Here is a 19,270-nt window from a genome sequence, read left to right on the forward strand (position 1 = left end):
TATATTTTTATATAACAGTTTTCACTACATAATGTTTGTTTATCTATATTTTATTTGCATATTTATACTTTTAATCGATATTTATACTGAATTTTCTAAAAACTTTGTTTACAAACGTAGTCTTCCATTACTATAATTTGAGTTATCAGAAATATTGGAGGAAGATATATGTATACACTTCTTGGTTCGATCGCTCTATTAATTGTAGGGTATATCGTATATGGAAAGTTTATTGAAAAGGTGTTTATTGTTAATGATGCAACGCCGACCCCAGCTTATACAAAAGCTGATAATTTAGATTATATGCCCATGCCTGCCTGGAAGGGCTGGATGATTCAATTATTAAATATCGCAGGGCTTGGACCTATTTACGGTGCCATTGCAGGTGCACTGTATGGACCCGTTGCCATGATTTGGATTGTATTTGGTTGTATTTTTGCCGGTGCCGTTCATGACTATTTTGCAGGGATGTTATCATTACGTCATGGAGGCGCACAATTCCCAGCACTTGTTCAACGTTATTTAGGTAAAGTAATGCGTGTCTTCACTGATATCGTTTCAGTAGTATTAATGGTTTTAGTAGCAGCTGCCTTTACTGCAGGACCTGCTGCTGTGCTTTCGTCAAAATTAGGAATTACATTTATGACAGCACTTATTGCGATTTTCATCTACTTCTTATTAGCAGCAATTTTACCGATCAATCAAATTATCGGTCGTATTTATCCAATATTTGGTGCAGTATTAATCATTATGGCCGGTGCGGTATTAGTATCACTAGTCACTTCAGGTATTGCGATTCCTGAAGTATCTTTAACTAATATGCATCCGAATGATTTACCGGTTTGGCCATTATTAATGATTACGATTTCTTGTGGCGCAATCTCTGGCTTCCACTCTACACAAAGCCCGATAATTTCAAGAACAATCAAGAAAGAATCGGAAGGTCGTAAAGTCTTCTACGGTGCCATGATTGGTGAAGGTGTCATTGCATTAATTTGGTGTGCGGCTGGTATGAGTTTCTATGGCGGTACAGATGGATTATTACCAAAAATCTCCGAAATTGGTGCAGGTGGTGTAGTAGACGAAATTTCAATTGCATTACTTGGTACATTTGGTAGTATTTTAGCAATATTAGGGATTGTAATTTTACCAATTACAACAGGTGATACTTCATTACGTTCAGCACGCATGATTGTGTTAGACTTTTTAGGCTCTCGTTTTTCAAAAAATAGTACAACACCAATTTTAGCAACAGTTGCAGTTGCAGCACCCGCATTTTTCCTATCAACAATTGATTATCAATTCTTATGGCGTTATGTAGGGATGACGAATCAAATGGTTGCAACAGTTATGCTTTGGGTTGCAACATCGTATTTATTGAAATCAGGCAAGTTCCACTGGATTGCAGGTTTACCAGCCCTATTCATGACCTCTGTAGTATTTGTATACTTAATGGTAGCGCCAGAAGGATTTGCGCTTGCTTATGAAACAGGTGTCGTCATTGGTTTAAGCTTTACAGTCCTAATTTCTTTCATTTATATTTATCAAATCTTTAAGCATAAAGCTTTTACAAATCCGGTATTTTTAACAGAGAAATAAGGGATTCAGACTTTTGCTAACTATAAAATCTCGCATTTTTATAATTCCTAAAAATGCGAGATTTTTGTTTTGAGCATGCTTTCGATTTTATACTAAATGAATTCAAAATCTAAATTAATTTTACGTTAATCATTTAAAATTTCACGGAAGCTAAGCACCTTGGCTTTACCCATTACTGCCACCCTTCACTTCTTCGCCTGCTTCTTTCACTTTCCCGCCAATATCTTTTAAATCCGTTGTGGCATCTTTTGCATGTGAAAGAATTTCACTTGATTCTTCCGTTACCATAGTAACTGGTTGAATAATGTTGTTGTTTACTTTTTCATAAAGATTTTGAGCATCGCTTATCGCTTCTTTCAGTACGGAAGAAGCCGATTTTAGACGCTCCTGCAAGTCATCTTTTACTTCAGAAGGATTGTTTTTGACTTGGCTATACATATCCATTGTTGAATCTTTCATATTTTTTGTTGTCTCAGTAACTTTATTTCTAGTAGTTGAGTCAAGCATTGAAAGCGCACCACCGATAACTGCCCCAATTACCATTCCTCTTAAAAGCTTACCATTATTATCATTTTCAGTTGTTGTCGATAAATTATTATACGAATTTTGTGTCATAATGAATGCTCCTTTTTGTTTGAATTTGTTAACTTATACCTTAGTTGCCCGATATTTTTTTCATTTAAACATTTTCAAAACCAGGATATTCTAGGATTTATAAACTATATGAGAATATATCATCCATAAGGCACCTTAACTCGATCGTTCATATTTATCGTTTTCACTAGTATTCAGCCACTACTGAAAAGGCACATTTCTTGTTAAGAAATACGCCTCATGCAAACCCTTATTTGAGCAAGTTTTATGTATTGCAATTTTTGTTACTGCTTAAATTCTTTAATAGCTGGGAAAGTTCTAAATAATCATCAATTATTGCATCAACTTTTACATCAGTCCCTTGATCATCTTTTTTCCAAACACTTGTCATTCCTACATTTTGAGCAGCTTTCACATCATTATCAGGATGGTCTCCAATAAATAGACTCTCTGATGGTTCGACATTTAATTTTTCTAATGCGTTTAAAAAGATTTGGGGATCAGGTTTCTTGATCCCTTCCCATTCGGATACTAAAATCACGTCAAAATAACTTTCAATATTCAAAGCTTTAATGTTATCCATTTGGAAATGACCATATCCATTTGTAATCATACCTAAAGCGATTTTATTATTTTTTAACTCCTCCAGCATTTCATTAATATGAGGAAATCCTACACAATGGTGACTGAAATTGTCCAAATAATCTTCGAGAAGTTCTTCCCAAGTTACTGAAGATATATTAAATTCCTCAATTAGTTGTTGGTACACTTTATCTTTCCAAACATATCCATGATTATCAAGTTCAATAAATCGTGAAACATACTGCTCTTTTGGAATATGAGAAAGTATCTTATTCAGTCTTTCATATTGGTGGTTAATAAAAAGATCTACTGACTTATCGCGATTCAGTAACGTTCCATCTAAATCAAATAATACAGCTTTAAACATGTTGAACTCCCCCAATGCGTATTAACTAATGTTATTCCACTATATAACTCTATAATTGAATAAAGCACTTATCTTTTTTACGAAAAGCGCATGATTGCGGAAATCTGATTCTGGGTATCAAGATATCAAGCTACTACTTGAGAGCCTATTTCTCATGTAGCATTAATGAAAAACCTTCCTTTTGCAGCTTTAATCTCAAAGAAATATTTTTCACCATTCTTAAGCCCTTCTAATTTCGCACTTTTTCCAGGTGTTATCTGAAATTCATTTACTACTATTTCTCCATTTATATCTTTTACCCTCATGAGTATATTACCTGCACTGTTTGCGTCATTCGTAACTTCCTTTCTCCAAAAAATGCTATTATAGGTCATGTCTTTTTGGGCGTTAAAACTTATACGTTCCCACTCTTCCATTCCATCTGACGAATCCACAATAGCTGTAACCATTGGAAAAAATATTTGATTGACGGAACCTACATTTTGAATAACTAAACTACAAGTAATTACTACTACTGTCAGTGCAAATGCAATAATAGAAAATAATAAACTTTTCTTCAATTTCATCAAGTACCCCCATTCATACTTCATCTCTTTTATTTCAATAAAGAATGGTCTAAATCCTTCTTAACTCTTCACTGGTTATAGCAATCAACGTCTATGAACACTCTATTGCTAATTAAAATAAATATTCGATAACTAGTTTATCTTACAAAAAAGCACAATTCTTTTTTCAAGAATTGTGCCTGGTATGTCGTTATTTTGAAGCCCGGTTATGTAATTTATATTATGTATTATCGAGCAGTACCTCGCCATTTTTGTAAATGCCCCTCTACTGTATACGTACTATTAACAAGATCCAATACTTCTGAACTCATTGCTAATTCTTTTGCTTGCACTACTTTTTGAACGGACATGGTTACTTCTACTTTTTGATTATTTTTCTCTTCTACTATCATTGCTTTGATTGTGTGTGCTTCTACACTGTTAACATTCATGTGACGTTAGTTCCTCTCGATTACTATCATTTTCTTAATATTCATACTTTTAAAGTATAGTCCCCTAACACGACTTTTGTCTCAGTTATTTCTGTGTATATTTTCTCACTTATGTATGTTTTTCAACTCATCCGCCAATCAGTTAGGTTATATAAACTACTCATAGAATTTATATCACCAAATTTTGTGTAATATTTTAATTCGAAAGAAGTGATATAAACCGGTATTTGGCAGAACATAATTCCCCCTCCTATAGACCACCCATTTCATTTCAGTTATTCAACAGTATAAATATAATCACTTTGGTAAAAGCTTATCTAAAGTTGGAGAGATTAAGAAGAACGTAGACAAGGAGAGCTTGCTATTCAAGCGATGAGTAACTATGAAAAACTTGTTCAAAATCAAACATATGTTGTTGGTTATTTTATTATTAAATCTAATTGATGGCATTTGTACGGCTTGGGGACTCAGTAATGAATGGATTGAAGAAGCGAACCCACTGATGAGTTCGTTTTCACCCTTAACAATCCTTGGAATAAAAGTCACTTTATCTGGTGCCATTTTGTTACTGTGGAAATCAGATTTCCCTACAAGATTAACGAATGTTTGGCGAGTAGTTCTTACTTTCGTCATGTTCTTATATACTGGGATCTTTGTTATGCACATAACCTGGATTTCAATGTTGTAGTATGTCTTCAAAAAAAAGAAAAGTGCTGCAAACCCTTAATACTAAGGAATTTGCAGCACTCTTTAATTTATTGTTCTTTCTTTATACTTTCTTGTGCCATTTTAATAAGCTCCTTAACCATGCTGCCACCAATTTTCCCGCCTACTTTTCCAGCTTCAAAAGAAGTAAGTTCGCCGTTATATCCTTCATTTAGAGAGATGCCTAATTCCTTAGCTACCTCTAGCGCTGTTACTTCAGGATTGCTAGAACCGGTTACTTTCGCTTTTAATAGATCTAGCTCTTGTCTAGCTTCAGGTACAAGAATTTTATTTCGATTTTTCTTTGCCATTTGATTGCTCCTTTTAAACTAGCATAGGCAATTACAAGCAAAAAATACTAGCAGATAATGTTAATGATTAATTCACTTTAAAAAGGAATTCTCAAATTCTTCAATCGGACATGGTTTGCCAAAGTAAAAGCCTTGAATATATCGGCAATTTTCTTTTAGAAGGAAATCCAGTTCTTCTTTTGTTTCAACACCTTCAGCGATCACTTCTAACTTTAAAAGTTGCGCCATTTTTATCATTGCAGATGTAATGGTGGCGTTTTCAGGTTTGTGGGAAATATCCCGGATAAACGATTGATCTATCTTTACACCGTCTATTTTAAATATCTTCAAATAGTTGAATGATGAATAACCCGTTCCAAAATCATCGATAAAAATTTTAACACCCATTTCTTTTAAATCCAAAAGTGTTTTCTGAACATTTTCTTCATTGAGCATTATCGAGTTTTCGGTAATTTCGATTTCTAACCATTTGCCTTCTAACTCGTATTGTTCTAATAATTCACTGATTTCTTCAGCAAACCCTTGCTGTAAAAATCGCTTGGAACTAATATTTACACTTATCGGAACAAGCGGCAGCCCGGCATTTCTCCATGCAACTAATTGTTCACAGACTCTTTTCTTCATCCATTTTCCGATTGCTATTATTAAACCTGTTTCTTCAGCAATCGGAATGAATAGTCCTGGCGAAATTAAACCATGTTCCGGATGATTCCATCGTACAAGCGCTTCTGCACTCACGATTTTGCCTGTTAATGCGTCTACTCTTGGTTGGAGATAGGCAACAAATTCTTCGTTCATAATTGCTTTCCTTAAATCTCGCTCCATCACGAATGACTGGTAATTTGCCTGGTTCATCGAAGAATCATAAATTTGATACATATTTCGACCGATCTCTTTCGCCTTGTAAAGTGCAACATCCACCCTTTTCATCAGTTCCGTTACATTTGCATCATTCGATGGGTAAAAGTCAATTCCGATACTTGCTGTCAAAAGCAATTCAGAACCTTGAACATAAAAGGGATTTTTTAAGCTTTCTAATATATTTTGTGCAATATCAATTACTTCATCTTTCGTTTCGACAGTCGGGCAAAGAAGCATTAATTCATCACCGCCCATACGAGCTACATGAAACTTGTCTTTATACGTGTTGGCATTTAATCTCACTGCGATTTGCTGTAATAACTCATCGCCTACAGCATGTCCTAATGTATCATTAATTGATTTAAATCGGTCCAAATCTAGAGATAATATCGCCATCTTCTTTTGATTTTCTTCTGCCAGTTTTAGAGAATCCCGAATTTTTTGTTCCATCCATCGACGATTCGGTAAACCCGTTAATTCATCATGATGAGCTAAAAAGGCATTGCGTTCTTGCACAAGTTTTTCCTCTGTAATATCTTTCCCAATTGAATAGATCACGTCTATTTCATTATCCATAACCATTGGAACTAATGTTACATTTAAAAATCTTCTTTGCCCGTTATTCTTAACTTCAAACTCAAAAAATTGAACTTCTCCGTGTAATGCCTTCTCAAAGTAGGCTGCAATAAGTGGGCGTTCTTCTTCAACAGTAACATCGATAATACTCATTTTTCCAAACACGGTTTCCTCTATTCCGAGCAGCTCCAATGTTTTCGCATTCATATGTACAATGGTACCTTCTTTATTCAGCATTGTAATATATTCATGACTGTAATTCATTAAAGACTGGTATCGTTCTTCATTTACTTTTAATTGCTTTTGAACTTCTCTAAATTGTGAAAAATCGTGAACGGTTCCAACGATCTCTGTTACTTCCCCGTTATGCCGAATGGGCTCGATATCGACGAAAATAAGTTTGCCGCCTAACTCTATCTCATACTGTACTTTCTTACCTTTGAGCGCTTTTGTATACATTTTTTCTTTCATTTTTGCAATGTCTTGTTCAAATACATCAAAAGGCGATTTGGATAAAATCAGTTCTGCACTCGCGCCAATTTCATCCATTAACTTGCCTTCTGACATGATATATTTCAGAGTACCATCTTGATCTTTTCGTACTTTGAAAATTCCATTTTGCAGGTTTTGAAATGTTCGAATAAAATTCATTTTAAACTGAGTTTCCATCTGCTTATTTTCTGTAATATCAGTTTGGAAACTAATGAAATAATACGGCTGTCCTTCCTCATCAAGGATTGGCACGATGATTTCAAATACCCAGAAAACAGTGCCATCCTTGGCTCTATTTTGAATTTCACCGCGCCAAGTATTACCGCTCCTAATCGTTTCCCATAGGTGTATGAAAAACTCTTTCGAATGAGATTCAGAATTGACTATTCGATGGTTTTGCCCTATGATTTCTTCCTTTTCATATTTTGATAGTCGGCAAAAATTATAATTCACATAAAGTATTGTGCCGTCATAATCTGTAATCGTTATATTTGTTGTTTCATTCATAGCATTTAAAATATCATCCAGCATTTTATGGACTATATTAGATTCGCTGATCTTTTTGGAATCAAAAGAGGCAATGAAAAAATCGCTAATTTCCTCCCTGATATTTGATATTTCTTTTGTATTAACACTCATCTCATCACCTATTGTTTCGCAATATTTCTAATTTACTATATTATTCTTTATTATTTTACTTAATTTAACCTATTAATGCATTAAACAATTTAGTAATTTATTACGTAAGACATTACAAATAAAAAAACTGTACCCCAATTGTCAAATGTTCCTAACAATTGGGGTACAATTCACATGTACTCTATATTATGGCATTGTTAATTAATTATTTTTTCTTTCCAGTTTTCTCGTAATTGATATTTTAATATTTTCCCTGATACATTTCGCGGTAAAGATTCTACATATATAAAGTGACGCGGCAGTTTATAACCCGCTAAATGACCGCGGCAATAGGCTTTAATATCTTCTTCATCGATCTCAATCTCTTCCTTTTTAACGATTACCGCTGTTACTACCTCACCCCAGTTCGGATCAGGTAAACCGATAATAGCACATTCTACAATGCCTGGGTAACCATTTAAAATTTGTTCAACTTCTACCGAATAAACATTTTCTCCGCCTGAGATAATCATATCCTTCTTACGGTCTACAAGTGTAATATAGCCCTCGTCATCTATTGTCGCTAAATCACCCGTTAAAAGCCAACCGTCTCGGAATGTTTGCGCTGTTTCTTCCGGTTTTTTATAGTATTCTGTCATAACCGATTCTCCGCGCATAATGAATTCTCCAACTTCACCAGGCATTACATCTTCCATATAATCATTTACTACACGAACGTCCAGAAAAGTCATCGCTTTTCCACTCGCACCAAGCTTTGTCTTATGTTCTTCAGGCGTGAGATAAACCCCTCCTGGTCCACCTTCCGTTAAACCACACGCATTATAGAACTGGTCTGAACCTAAATACTCTACAGCTTTTTCAATCATACTTGGTGACATTGGTGCCGCTCCGTATACATAACCCCGAACTGTTGATAAATCATACGAACCTTTGGGAACCATGAAAAAGGCATTGTACATAGCAGGCACACCAAAGAATAGCGTTACTTTATGCTGTTCTATCGCCTTTAAAGATTCTACAGGATGGAAGTCTCGCATCATGACAACCGTTGCACCGGCAAAGAAGCAAGATGTGAGCACCATATTTAAACCCGCAGAGTGGAATGCTGGCGCTACGAGTAAATAAACGTCATCATAGTTTAATTTCATCATGACGGTTTGTGCACTATTCAAATTTGTAACATTACCATGTGTAAGGAGTGCCCCTTTTGGCTTGCCTGTTGTACCTGATGTATATAGAATTTGCGCAGCATCTGCAGCAGTAATTGGCACAACCGGGTTTTCGGTTTGTGAAGTATATATTTCTTTTATAGAGACAATTCCTTCCTCAGCATCCCCAACACTGTATATGACCGGCTTTGCAGTAATATCAGCAATGGCGTTTTTAACTAATTCTGTTTGATCCTCATCTGTAATAACAGCGATTGAATCAGATTGATCCACAATATAATTGAGTTCTTTAGCCGTTAGACGGAAGTTAATAGGAACAATGACACCTCCTGCTTTCATAACGGCATACGCACAAATGACAAACCAATGGGAATTTTTTAAAAATAGACTGACTTTATCGCCTTTTTTTAAACCTTGATTAATGAACCCATTACTATATCGATTAATCTCATCGTTTAACTCTTTATACGTGTACGTGTAATCTCCAAATACTAGTGCTTTTTGATTTGGCATTCTACTTGCGTGCGATAAAATCGGTTTTATTAAATCCAAATACTCATCCTCCTAATACTTTCTTTGGAATAATATATTCTCCCGAAATTTATTTATAACTAATACCTTACAAAGTATATTTTCTAGATCAGTTCACCTTATAGTTACTAGCAATCGCTTTATATCGATTGCTACTTAAAATATTCTGGTCAGTAAATGAAAACAAGCGCTGATTCTTATTAAAGAATCGCGCTTTATTAACATTAAATATAAGTAGAATTCCTAAAATAGATTTAACAAATACCTGAACTTTCAATTATTCGTTTACCAATGCATTGATTGTATGGGTATGTTTAATCTCATTAATAGATAAAAATAATTCATAGTTTCCATATTCTAAAACCTTATCTAATAATGCATTTAATTCCTCCTGTTTACCTACTTTTACTTTTAGATGATAACAGCCCCCGCCCGAAATACGATGGGCTTCAGTGATTTCTTTTTCACCTGCAATGAATTGTTTGAATCGATTATGGTCCGTTGTTTTCATAAAAATAATAATAAAAGCGGTATACGTAAGTCCTAGCTTACTTTCATCTACCATGACCGAATAAGCTTTAATCGCCCCACTATCCTCCAATTTTTTAATTCGATTCCCTACTGCCTGGCCCGACATGTGAATTATTTCGCCGAGATCCTTCCACTGAATCCGAGCATTTTGCGAAAGCAATTGAAGGATTTGAATATCAATATTATCTAATTTCATAATAACTCCTTTCACCGTGAAACAGGGATGACTTAAACTCTTTCACGAACTTATCGAAACTACTTTTTTTATTTAGTATCCTTTAATTAGTTATAGTTTACTATAACAATAATACAATGAGGTGATTTCAATGAATACTGCATTACTTATCATTGATATTCAAAATGATTATTTTCCGAATGGAAAAATGGAGTTAAACAATCCTGAACAAGCTGCAATAAATGCTGCAAAGGCATTAACTTGGTTCAGACAAAACAACAAAGACAATATTTTTCATATTCAACATCTTGCACATGACCCTTCTGTAGGCTTTTTCCTGCCTGAAACAGAAGGTGCTGAAATTCATGCAAGTGTAGCACCAATAGCTTCTGAAGATATTACCGTTAAATATGCACCGAACAGCTTCTTAAACACAGATTTAGAAAATAAGCTAAAAGATAAAGAAGTTACAAAATTAGTAGTTGTCGGTATGATGACACATATGTGTATCGATAGTACGGTTCGTGCAGCTGCTGACCTAGGTTTTGAAGTTACAGTACTAGAAGATGCATGCACTACACGCGCATTAAGCTATGACAATATCGAAGTAACTGCTGAACAAGTTCACTATTCATACATGGCTGGCATTCATGGGGTATTTGGACAGGTTATTAAAACAGATGATTTTTTAAACCAGAACAAGAACTCATAATTAAAAGACTGGAATAAAAACAGCCAGTATAAGTCGGAAAGGATACCGAGCTTATACTGGCTGTTTTGTTGTATTTAAAATTTTTATCGATCATTCGAAAATTGCTGTTCGATTCTGAATCAATATTTCTATGATTTTTAAATAGTTTTATTTCTTGATAAACATTTGTGTCCAGTAGTTACCATCTTCAACGTAGCCTACACCAATATGCGTAAATTTCGCATCCATAATGTTTGCTCGGTGGCCTGAACTATTCATCCATGCTTCCATTACTTGCGCAGCCGATTTTTGACCTTTTGCAATATTTTCACCTGCTGCTGTATAGCTGATACCGAATTTTTTCATCATATCAAATGGTGAGCCGTATGTAGGGCTTGTATGGCTGAAGTAATTTTTGTCGTGCATATCTTGAGATTTATATTTCGAAACACGTGCTAGCTCCCAATCGATTTGAAGTGGTGCTAACCCTTGCTGTGCGCGTTCTTTGTTTACTAGACTTACTACTTGCTCTTCTACTGCTTGTTGTTCATTTTCTGAAATAGTAATTTTATCTCCGACATAGATCATATCCGGATTTTTTAATGTAGGGTTTAAAGCAATTAATTCGCTTAGACCGATTTGATTTTTAGAGGCAATCTTCCAAAGCGTGTCCCCACTTTTTACTGTATAAGTAGCTGCAGATGCAGTAGCTGGTAGCGCAAATAGCATCATACTAAAGAACAACACGATACTTTTTTTCAACATTATTAAATCAATCCTTTCTAGATGTCTGTTACAAGCTTACTAGAGAATTGTGGTGATTTCATTAGGGAATGAATGGCGCTTCTTTTGCAATTCCATAACAAACATTACAAATGTGACAATTCCACTGTAATTAACCTCTGTTAAATAAAAAAAACGACATGCTGCGCATGCCGGTTTTTTCAGTGGATTACTAATGTTCCGGTTCCATTGACTTGTAAATACTTATATTCACAATGGAGCCGATTCGCTCAACCTTTACATAAATACCTAGCCAGACAATTATATAACAGTCTGTACCATCACAAGATTTTTCCGTTATTTTATGCTCGAAATCAATATCGACGATCCCTTCCTTCTGTCCGGACGCAGTGGCACGGAACACATTAGTTCCTGGATCTCTAGTAACTGTCACCATTTGCTCAGCATTTTTTGTTCTTGTTGTATGTTTGCCTATATTGTATTTGGCCCCCATATCAATTAAATCAGAAAGTTGTTCTTTAACAACTTTGATATCATAATTGAAGCTGGTCTGATTCGGTTTAGCTTCGATTCCATACCTCACTTCTTCTCCATCTTTAAAATAAACGGTTGCAATAAACTGACCTTGCTGTTTAATATCAAAACAAACCGAATAGCCATATTGGCAATCTTCGAACTTTAGACTTGAAGACACATGCTTACCATCCATTGTATAAAGAGTTATTTTTTCGACATCTTGACTTGACCGATTTCGTGATTCATCAAAAACTGATAACTCTACTGGAGTAGCATGGGAGGTATCTTTTTCCTCCAACGTCGGTTTCAATTCGCCGTTCTCTTTTTTTATATGAACATAATATTTTTTATTGACCGTTTTGTTTGCCTTTAATCCCCGGACAATTAGCGTACCCGTACCTTCTTTCAATGGTACTATCTGAATTTTATCTTCAGTTTTGCCCGAAGTTAGTACATTACCTTTCACCAGTATCCCGTGAAATACGGCAGAATCAATTTTATCATCTTCTATCCATTCTATCTCTTCCAAATCGATTTCAGCTGGCCCTATTGTCACCATTGGCGGTTTCAAATCTTCCGTAGCTTTCAGCATTTTTGCAGCTTGTCCCCTTGTGATAAAAGCATTTGGACTGAATTTGTCAGGGGAAGTTCCTCCAACAATGCCAAATTTATAAAGGATTAAAATATTATCGGCATGCGATCGTAAATAGTAATACGGTATAACGTCTTTGAATGGGTTGACCATATCATGCCCCGATATATTATAGCGTGGCAGATCGAACGCTTTGACAAGTATTGAAGCCATCTGTCCCCGTTTGATAGGATCGTTCGGCCCATATCGTCCATCCCCGTAGCCGCTGATTATCCCATGTTCAGCCATTGCTGCAATCGACTTATAGTAACCGTTTGAAGTTGTGACATCTTCAAAACCCGGATTCTTTACGTTGGAAGTGTCCAAGTTGATCATCTTCGTAATGATAGCGGCTGCCTGTCCTCTTGTAATCGTGTTTCCGGGTTTAAATGTACCATCCGGATACCCTCCAATAATGTTTCGTTCTGCCAATTCATAAACAGCTCCGGCGTAATATTTTGATGACGGTACATCTGAAAATTGCTTAGTTGATGCGGCAAATGTGCTGGCTAAAACGAGGTTACACGCTATAAATAGTACCGTGAATATGGTCGTTAATCGTTTCTTCATTCTCTCGCTTCCTTTCGTTTCGTAAATTTTATTATCCATTTCCCTGATTTATAGGGTTTCACTCGCTTCTACTGGTAACCTGACTGTTTTTTGCGTATTTTTGGCAGCGAGCAATTTCATCTTATTTTTTTACAGAGTCTCCCCCAATCAGTAATGTGCTGTACTGACGGAAAAAATGGAAATTAGTTTCACTTTTTTAACTTTTTAAATTGTAGGAAAGAATCATATCCAATTAGATTGTATGGAAAAAAGCGCTGATTCCTTTTACAAAAACCGCGCTCGCTTAATTTGGTATTTGCTATACCCCATAGCATCATTATTTTCATCAAAATAAAGGATAAATGCCTACTAGTTATTTATAGAACAAAAGCGCTAAAGCGCCCGTTCAACTCCGACAGTCATTGGAGGGCCGGACGCAAAAGTAAAGGCTTCACTACTTTTGCACGAAAGGGACCTAATGATGCGAGGAGTTGGCGCTTTAGCCTAGACGTAGTCAGTCGTTTCGTTCAAAGTGTTCCACCATGCCCAAATCTAAAATTTCCTTAACAACAAAAAACTGTATGAGCAGCTAATTCGCTACCCATACAGTTTTATGCTGACTATTCATTTGAAGAGCTCATGTTGCAAGAGTACCATGCAATATCCAAACGAATACCTACCCACCCGACTATTTAAAAGCCTGAGCTGCCTTAACCGCTTTGCCCCAGCCTGTGTATAAAGCTTCGCGCTCTTCTTCGCCCATTTCAGGCTCAAATTTGTAGTCTAAATTCCAGTAGTTTGAGATGTCATCTAATGTCTCCCAATAGCCTACAGCTAAACCTGCCAAGTATGCTGCGCCTAAAGCCGTTGTTTCGTTGACAACCGGGCGATCTACCGGCGCATTTAATAGGTCTGACTGGAACTGCATTAAGAAGTTATTTTTCACTGCGCCGCCGTCTACACGTAGCGTACTTAACGGAATTCCTGAATCCGCTTCCATTGCACTTAATACGTCGCGTGTTTGATACGCAAGTGACTCAAGTGTAGCACGTACAAAATGTTCTTTTTCCGTACCGCGCGTTAAGCCGAATACTGCACCGCGCACATCTGAATCCCAGTAAGGTGTACCTAGGCCAACGAATGCCGGCACAACATACACACCTTCTGAAGATGTTACACGAGCTGCATATGCTTCACTTTCCTCCGCTTTACGGAACATACGTAAGCCGTCGCGCAGCCACTGGATAGCAGAGCCCGCTACGAAAATACTTCCTTCTAGCGCATACGTTACTTTGCCGTCTAACCCCCATGCGATTGTCGTTAATAAACCATGATCAGATTTTACCGCTTTTTCACCTGTGTTCATTAACATAAAGCAACCAGTGCCATATGTATTTTTCACCATTCCTTGCTCGAAGCAAGCTTGCCCGAATAATGCTGCTTGTTGGTCGCCCGCAATACCTGCGATTGGAATTTCTTGACCGAAAAATTTATCTGCATCTGTATGACCGTATACTTCAGAAGAAGATCGAACTTCTGGAAGCATCGAAGCTGGAACTGTTAAAATATCAAGTAGCTCTTCATCCCATTTCAAATCGTAAATGTTGAACATTAATGTTCGGGATGCGTTTGAATAATCGGTTACGTGAACTGAACCATTCGTTAATTTCCAAATAATCCATGTATCGATCGTACCGAATAAGAGATCCCCATTTTCCGCTTTTTCACGAGCGCCATCTACATTGTCCAAAATCCATTTCACTTTTGTTCCTGAGAAATACGCATCAATAAGTAATCCTGTTTTATCGCGGAACGTATCATTTAAACCACGCGCTTTTAAATCTTCACAAATTCCCGCTGTTTGTCTTGATTGCCAAACGATTGCATTGTAAATTGGTTGACCCGTATTTTTATCCCATACGACTGTCGTTTCACGCTGGTTTGTAATACCAATTCCTGCGATTTGACTTGCGAGTACATTTTTCTCCGATAACACTGCCGCGATACATGAAAGCACGGAAGACCAAATTTGTTCCGGGTTATGCTCTACCCAACCTGATTCCGGGAAATATTGCGGGAACTCCTGCTGTGCTGTATGAAATACCGTACCATTTTTATCAAATAAAATTGCACGAGAACTAGTTGTACCTTGGTCTAGCGCCATCATAAATTTTTCTGTCATCCTCAAATCCTCCTACTCTTCTACTCTTCTACAGCCGATACTGTCATTTGTGCAGCTACGAAAACCGCCGCCACTACTACACTGAAAATCCAGAATAATGTTGCATCTGCTCCATTCCAGATGAAGCTGAAAAATACTGCTCCGTAAACACCGCCGATGATTGGGGCAACTACAGGTACCCATGCATACCACCAAGCTGAATCTCCTTTACCTGGAATCGGTAAAAGCGCATGTGCAATACGTGGACCTAAGTCACGAGCCGGGTTAATCGCATAGCCAGTTGGACCACCCAATGCCATACCAATTACAACAATTAAAATACCGACTAAAAATGGATTTAATCCTGCTGTCATTTCGTTTGTCCCTAACGCTAAAATCCCTAATACTAATGCGAATGTGCCGACCATCTCTGCAATCATGTTGGATGGAATATGTTTTACTGCTGGAGTTGTTGAGAATACACCAAGTTTTGCCCCTTTGTCTTTTGTGCCTTTCCAATGCGGTAAATAAACAAAGTACACTAACACAGCACCTAAAAACGCTCCAATTAGTTGTGCAACGATAAACAATGGCACATCTGCCCATGGAAAATTGCCAATTGTTGCGAATGCAATTGTTAATGCCGGATTTAAGTGTGCCCCGCTAATGCCCCCTACTGCATAAGCTGCCATCGCTACGGCAAAGCCCCATGCAAAAGTGATTACGACCCAACCGCCACCTTCACCTTTTGATTTGTGCAATGAAACACCTGCTACAACCCCGCCACCGAATAATATTAGCAGCATAGTGCCGACTAACTCGGCTGTAAATGTTGACATTCCATAACCTCCTTAGCTCATGTATATTCCGTTAATAAAATACTTAGAAGAAAAAAAAAAGTCCGCAAGTAACAATTGTTTTACGAATTCACGTAAAACAATGATACATGCGGACTCCTTTACTCAACCACGTATTTATCGACTTAGTAATCATAATAATTTGAAATTACTCATTAGTCAATAACTTTTTGAAAACGTTTCCACAATTCTTTATTAGAGGTAGTAATAGCAATTGCACCTGCATCAAATGCCTGCTTAATTTGCTCATCCGTCCGAATTAGGCCCCCAGTAATAACAGAAATACCTGTTTGCTTAGATACTTCCTTAATCATTTCGGGGATAACACCTGGAAGTAATTCAATAAAGTCCGGGGCCGTTTGTTCAAGGAGCGAATAACTTTTTTCAAGCGCAATTGTATCAATTAAAAAGACACGTTGAATCGCCAATATACCACGGGATTTCGCTTTTAAAATCATATTGGAGCGTGTAGAAATAATGCCTGCCGGGCGAATATCGTTACATAAATAATCCGCGGCAAAATTATCTGTCTTTAAGCCATGAATTAAATCCGCATGAATAATTAATTTTTTTCCATGACGATCGGCCTCTTGTTTTAGCGAGCGCAAATGGCTTAAATGCACTTCAAGCAATACGATATATTCGAATTCACTTTTTACTACTTTATCAAACTGTTTAATTGTTCGGGCAGCAGGAATAATTTTCTGATCATTAAACGGCATAACATCCTCCTAAATTTAGAAATCTGTTTATATTAATATGGCTCATCGGGTGCGTTAATTCAAATCTCCCACGCATCCGATGAGCCAAAATTATATCACAATATTATTTTACATTATTTTGCGGTTGTTGCACGCTTAATTTCAATGTTTAACAGTTCTGTAAACTCCGCTAATTGGGCATCTGTCCAATTTAACTCCCGAGCCATATGTGTAATGACTGCATCTTTATGTGCCAATACAGATGCGATATTAAAGAACATATTACCAGTACGGCGCACAAAGAAATCGACAGGTGTTGTCACAAGCTCATGCTCGATGCCATATTGGAGCTGTGCAAATAAAGCTTTAGGCATTGTGTCGTTTGCTTTCGCCACGTAGCTAAATACTTTTTCAACATTCGAGCCGTAATGCTGAGCCAAATACGCCGCTTCTTCTTTCGTTATGCCCGCTTTCACACCTAACTCTGTCTTTTTCGAAATAAATGTTTGGATATGTTTTGAGCCGCCTACTTCACCACCAGAAATCGGGATGTTTTTTGTAATACAAGGTTTGCTCTCTACACCAAACTCTGCTTTTAGACTCGCTGAAATTTTATTTACTACTGCTTCCGCCATTTTTCGATAGCCTGTTAATTTACCGCCCGCAATTGTAACTAAGCCTGAAGCCGATTCCCAAACTTCATCGTGACGGGAAATTTCTGATGGTCCTTTTCCTTCTTCATGAATTAACGGACGTACACCAGCCCAGCTTGATTCAATATCCGCATCCGTCACTTTTACATTTGGGAACATATAGTGGATGGCGTTCATAATGTAATCGCGATCGGATTGTTCGATGTCCATATTACGCGGATCCCCTTCATAAAACGTATCAGTCGTACCAACATACGTTTTACCGTTACGAGGAATCGCAAATACCATGCGGCCATCCGGTGTATCAAAATAAACCGCCTGCTTTAGCGGGAACTTCGATTCATCAAATACGATGTGCACACCTTTTGATAAGATTAGGTGTTTACCGCTTGTTTTACCTTCGATGCTACGTACATCATCTACCCATGGACCCGCTGCATTCACAACTTTTTTCGCCTGTATCTGAATTGTTTCATTAGATAGTAAATCTGTCGCTTCAATCCCAATAATTTTTTTCGCATCATTATATAAAAAGCCTGAAGCTTTCGTGTAGTTCGCTAAAACGGCACCTTTTTCAATCGCGACTTTTGCAACTTCAATTGTTAAGCGTGCATCATCAGTCCGGTATTCAACATAAACACCGCCGCCTAATAAATCGGCTTGCTTTACTAGCGGTTCTTTTTCCAATGTTTGCGCACCATTTAACATGTAGCGGCGCTCTGATTTTTTTACCCCCGCCAGGAAATCGTACACACGTAAACCAACAGATGTAGAGAATTTACCGAATGTACCACCTTTATGGAACGGTAATAACATCCATACAGGTGTTGTTACGTGCGGACCATTTTCATACACGATCGCACGCTCTTTTCCTAACTCGGCTACTTCTTTAATTTCAAATTGTTTTAAATAGCGTAAACCGCCGTGCACTAATTTTGTTGATCGGCTTGACGTACCTGCCGCAAAATCCTGCATTTCAACTAATGCGACTGACAAACCGCGCGTAATGGCATCAAGTGCAATCCCTACACCTGTAATACCGCCTCCGATAACTAAAACGTCATATTCCTTGCTCTGTAAATCATTCATGATGTCTGAACGTTGTAAAGATGAAGCTGTTGACATTATAATTCCTCCTTAAATGTAGACAAAAAAAGAGAGACCTTAAAGCACCACACAAATATCGCTTTGTGCGTTCTTTAAGGTCTCTCTTTAACTCAAACCGGTCTATTAACTTGACCTTATCTTAACGCCACATAAGAAAAAAAGCAAGACATTTACATTATTCGTTCTGATTTTGTTCATTTAGAATCCGGTAAGCATAAAGAAACTACATTTATTCCTTTTAACCAAAGAACAGGTCAAAAATATTCGAGGCTGAAGACGATTTTTTATTATAGAACTCTGAATATCCACAGTTATTGCAGTAAACGACGATAAACTGATTGTGCTGAACATCAAACATTTTGGATAACCCTGTACCAGTCATCGCCACTTCTTTCTTGCTCGCATCCTTACTTCCACATTTAATACAGCCTTTTTCAGACATATATATTCCCCTCTCCAACTAAACGATTTGTTATACTTTCATACGGTATCGGGGCGGAAAAAGTTTCGGTAATTGTAATTAGGTACAAT

Annotated in this window: 18 protein-coding genes; 3 read left to right on the forward strand and 15 right to left on the reverse strand. The window is 37.0% G+C overall.

From position 1 onward, the window contains the following. The first annotated feature begins 168 nt into the window (after positions 1-168). On the forward strand, positions 169-1,599 hold the full coding sequence (locus AC6CH1_RS08500; protein ID WP_498317085.1) for a carbon starvation CstA family protein: 1,431 nt from the start codon (positions 169-171) through the stop codon (positions 1,597-1,599). 165 nt (positions 1,600-1,764) lie between these two features. Here the strand turns inward: AC6CH1_RS08500 and AC6CH1_RS08505 are convergent, their stop codons facing one another. The 4 genes from AC6CH1_RS08505 to AC6CH1_RS08520 all read right to left on the reverse strand — a co-directional run bounded on the left by AC6CH1_RS08505 (position 1,765) and on the right by AC6CH1_RS08520 (position 4,139). After that, entirely contained in the window at positions 1,765-2,214 is a 450-nt protein-coding gene (locus tag AC6CH1_RS08505) for a YtxH domain-containing protein (RefSeq protein WP_498317086.1), read from the reverse strand. 244 nt (positions 2,215-2,458) lie between these two features. Next, complete coding sequence (locus AC6CH1_RS08510; RefSeq protein WP_498317088.1) at positions 2,459-3,142, reverse strand: HAD family hydrolase; 684 nt, start codon at positions 3,140-3,142, stop codon at positions 2,459-2,461. Between the two features lie 152 nt (positions 3,143-3,294). Further along, positions 3,295-3,708: a hypothetical protein gene (locus AC6CH1_RS08515; RefSeq protein ID WP_339171329.1), complete on the reverse strand. Its 414-nt coding sequence runs from the start codon at positions 3,706-3,708 to the stop codon at positions 3,295-3,297. Positions 3,709-3,935: 227 nt separating this feature from the next. Beyond that, entirely contained in the window at positions 3,936-4,139 is a 204-nt protein-coding gene (locus AC6CH1_RS08520) for a hypothetical protein (RefSeq protein WP_498317090.1), read from the reverse strand. Positions 4,140-4,548: 409 nt separating this feature from the next. Here AC6CH1_RS08520 and AC6CH1_RS08525 point away from each other — a divergent pair, with 409 nt between their 5' ends. After that, the gene (locus AC6CH1_RS08525; protein ID WP_498317757.1) at positions 4,549-4,827 is read left to right on the forward strand and encodes a DUF5658 family protein; all 279 of its coding nucleotides are present in this window, start codon (positions 4,549-4,551) and stop codon (positions 4,825-4,827) included. 67 nt (positions 4,828-4,894) lie between these two features. Here AC6CH1_RS08525 and AC6CH1_RS08530 read toward each other — a convergent pair whose 3' ends face one another. From AC6CH1_RS08530 to AC6CH1_RS08545, 4 genes are all read right to left on the reverse strand, one after another. Next, on the reverse strand, positions 4,895-5,155 hold the full coding sequence (locus tag AC6CH1_RS08530) for an alpha/beta-type small acid-soluble spore protein (protein WP_498317091.1): 261 nt from the start codon (positions 5,153-5,155) through the stop codon (positions 4,895-4,897). Between the two features lie 72 nt (positions 5,156-5,227). Next, positions 5,228-7,723, reverse strand: a complete 2,496-nt coding sequence (locus AC6CH1_RS08535; RefSeq protein WP_498317093.1) for an EAL domain-containing protein — start codon at positions 7,721-7,723, stop codon at positions 5,228-5,230. A 197-nt stretch (positions 7,724-7,920) separates the two neighbouring features. Beyond that, the gene (locus tag AC6CH1_RS08540; protein WP_498317094.1) at positions 7,921-9,444 is read right to left on the reverse strand and encodes a class I adenylate-forming enzyme family protein; all 1,524 of its coding nucleotides are present in this window, start codon (positions 9,442-9,444) and stop codon (positions 7,921-7,923) included. 256 nt (positions 9,445-9,700) lie between these two features. Continuing rightward, on the reverse strand, positions 9,701-10,150 hold the full coding sequence (locus tag AC6CH1_RS08545; RefSeq protein ID WP_498317096.1) for an Lrp/AsnC family transcriptional regulator: 450 nt from the start codon (positions 10,148-10,150) through the stop codon (positions 9,701-9,703). A 130-nt stretch (positions 10,151-10,280) separates the two neighbouring features. Here AC6CH1_RS08545 and AC6CH1_RS08550 point away from each other — a divergent pair, with 130 nt between their 5' ends. Continuing rightward, positions 10,281-10,841, forward strand: a complete 561-nt coding sequence (locus AC6CH1_RS08550; RefSeq protein ID WP_498317097.1) for a cysteine hydrolase family protein — start codon at positions 10,281-10,283, stop codon at positions 10,839-10,841. 147 nt (positions 10,842-10,988) lie between these two features. Here AC6CH1_RS08550 and AC6CH1_RS08555 read toward each other — a convergent pair whose 3' ends face one another. The 7 genes from AC6CH1_RS08555 to AC6CH1_RS08585 all read right to left on the reverse strand — a co-directional run bounded on the left by AC6CH1_RS08555 (position 10,989) and on the right by AC6CH1_RS08585 (position 19,181). Further along, positions 10,989-11,585: a CAP domain-containing protein gene (locus AC6CH1_RS08555; protein ID WP_498317099.1), complete on the reverse strand. Its 597-nt coding sequence runs from the start codon at positions 11,583-11,585 to the stop codon at positions 10,989-10,991. Between the two features lie 190 nt (positions 11,586-11,775). Next, positions 11,776-13,281, reverse strand: coding sequence for an S-layer homology domain-containing protein (locus AC6CH1_RS08560; RefSeq protein WP_498317101.1), 1,506 nt, complete (start codon positions 13,279-13,281; stop codon positions 11,776-11,778). Positions 13,282-13,948: 667 nt separating this feature from the next. Beyond that, the gene (glpK, locus tag AC6CH1_RS08565; protein WP_498317102.1) at positions 13,949-15,442 is read right to left on the reverse strand and encodes a glycerol kinase GlpK; all 1,494 of its coding nucleotides are present in this window, start codon (positions 15,440-15,442) and stop codon (positions 13,949-13,951) included. A 20-nt stretch (positions 15,443-15,462) separates the two neighbouring features. Next, positions 15,463-16,260, reverse strand: coding sequence for an MIP/aquaporin family protein (locus AC6CH1_RS08570; protein WP_498317103.1), 798 nt, complete (start codon positions 16,258-16,260; stop codon positions 15,463-15,465). A 173-nt stretch (positions 16,261-16,433) separates the two neighbouring features. After that, positions 16,434-17,000: a glycerol-3-phosphate responsive antiterminator gene (locus tag AC6CH1_RS08575; protein ID WP_498317104.1), complete on the reverse strand. Its 567-nt coding sequence runs from the start codon at positions 16,998-17,000 to the stop codon at positions 16,434-16,436. Positions 17,001-17,113: 113 nt separating this feature from the next. Then, on the reverse strand, positions 17,114-18,757 hold the full coding sequence (locus tag AC6CH1_RS08580; RefSeq protein WP_498317105.1) for a glycerol-3-phosphate dehydrogenase/oxidase: 1,644 nt from the start codon (positions 18,755-18,757) through the stop codon (positions 17,114-17,116). 220 nt (positions 18,758-18,977) lie between these two features. Then, the gene (locus tag AC6CH1_RS08585; protein ID WP_008403962.1) at positions 18,978-19,181 is read right to left on the reverse strand and encodes a zinc ribbon domain-containing protein; all 204 of its coding nucleotides are present in this window, start codon (positions 19,179-19,181) and stop codon (positions 18,978-18,980) included. Between the last annotated feature and the right edge of the window lie 89 nt (positions 19,182-19,270).

The sequence above is a fragment of the Solibacillus sp. GQ1 genome (assembly GCF_059758555.1).

Excerpts from the sequence above, each read along its gene's own strand:
- AC6CH1_RS08500 (WP_498317085.1), top strand. The coding sequence starts at position 169 with ATGTATACACTTCTTGGTTCGATCGCTCTATTAATTGTAGGGTATATC.
- AC6CH1_RS08505 (WP_498317086.1), bottom strand. The coding sequence starts at position 2,214 with ATGACACAAAATTCGTATAATAATTTATCGACAACAACTGAAAATGAT.
- AC6CH1_RS08510 (WP_498317088.1), bottom strand. The coding sequence starts at position 3,142 with ATGTTTAAAGCTGTATTATTTGATTTAGATGGAACGTTACTGAATCGC.
- AC6CH1_RS08515 (WP_339171329.1), bottom strand. The coding sequence starts at position 3,708 with ATGAAATTGAAGAAAAGTTTATTATTTTCTATTATTGCATTTGCACTG.
- AC6CH1_RS08520 (WP_498317090.1), bottom strand. The coding sequence starts at position 4,139 with ATGAATGTTAACAGTGTAGAAGCACACACAATCAAAGCAATGATAGTA.
- AC6CH1_RS08525 (WP_498317757.1), top strand. The coding sequence starts at position 4,549 with ATGTTGTTGGTTATTTTATTATTAAATCTAATTGATGGCATTTGTACG.
- AC6CH1_RS08530 (WP_498317091.1), bottom strand. The coding sequence starts at position 5,155 with ATGGCAAAGAAAAATCGAAATAAAATTCTTGTACCTGAAGCTAGACAA.
- AC6CH1_RS08535 (WP_498317093.1), bottom strand. The coding sequence starts at position 7,723 with ATGAGTGTTAATACAAAAGAAATATCAAATATCAGGGAGGAAATTAGC.
- AC6CH1_RS08545 (WP_498317096.1), bottom strand. The coding sequence starts at position 10,150 with ATGAAATTAGATAATATTGATATTCAAATCCTTCAATTGCTTTCGCAA.
- AC6CH1_RS08550 (WP_498317097.1), top strand. The coding sequence starts at position 10,281 with ATGAATACTGCATTACTTATCATTGATATTCAAAATGATTATTTTCCG.
- AC6CH1_RS08555 (WP_498317099.1), bottom strand. The coding sequence starts at position 11,585 with ATGTTGAAAAAAAGTATCGTGTTGTTCTTTAGTATGATGCTATTTGCG.
- AC6CH1_RS08560 (WP_498317101.1), bottom strand. The coding sequence starts at position 13,281 with ATGAAGAAACGATTAACGACCATATTCACGGTACTATTTATAGCGTGT.
- glpK (WP_498317102.1), bottom strand. The coding sequence starts at position 15,442 with ATGACAGAAAAATTTATGATGGCGCTAGACCAAGGTACAACTAGTTCT.
- AC6CH1_RS08570 (WP_498317103.1), bottom strand. The coding sequence starts at position 16,260 with ATGTCAACATTTACAGCCGAGTTAGTCGGCACTATGCTGCTAATATTA.
- AC6CH1_RS08575 (WP_498317104.1), bottom strand. The coding sequence starts at position 17,000 with ATGCCGTTTAATGATCAGAAAATTATTCCTGCTGCCCGAACAATTAAA.
- AC6CH1_RS08580 (WP_498317105.1), bottom strand. The coding sequence starts at position 18,757 with ATGTCAACAGCTTCATCTTTACAACGTTCAGACATCATGAATGATTTA.
- AC6CH1_RS08585 (WP_008403962.1), bottom strand. The coding sequence starts at position 19,181 with ATGTCTGAAAAAGGCTGTATTAAATGTGGAAGTAAGGATGCGAGCAAG.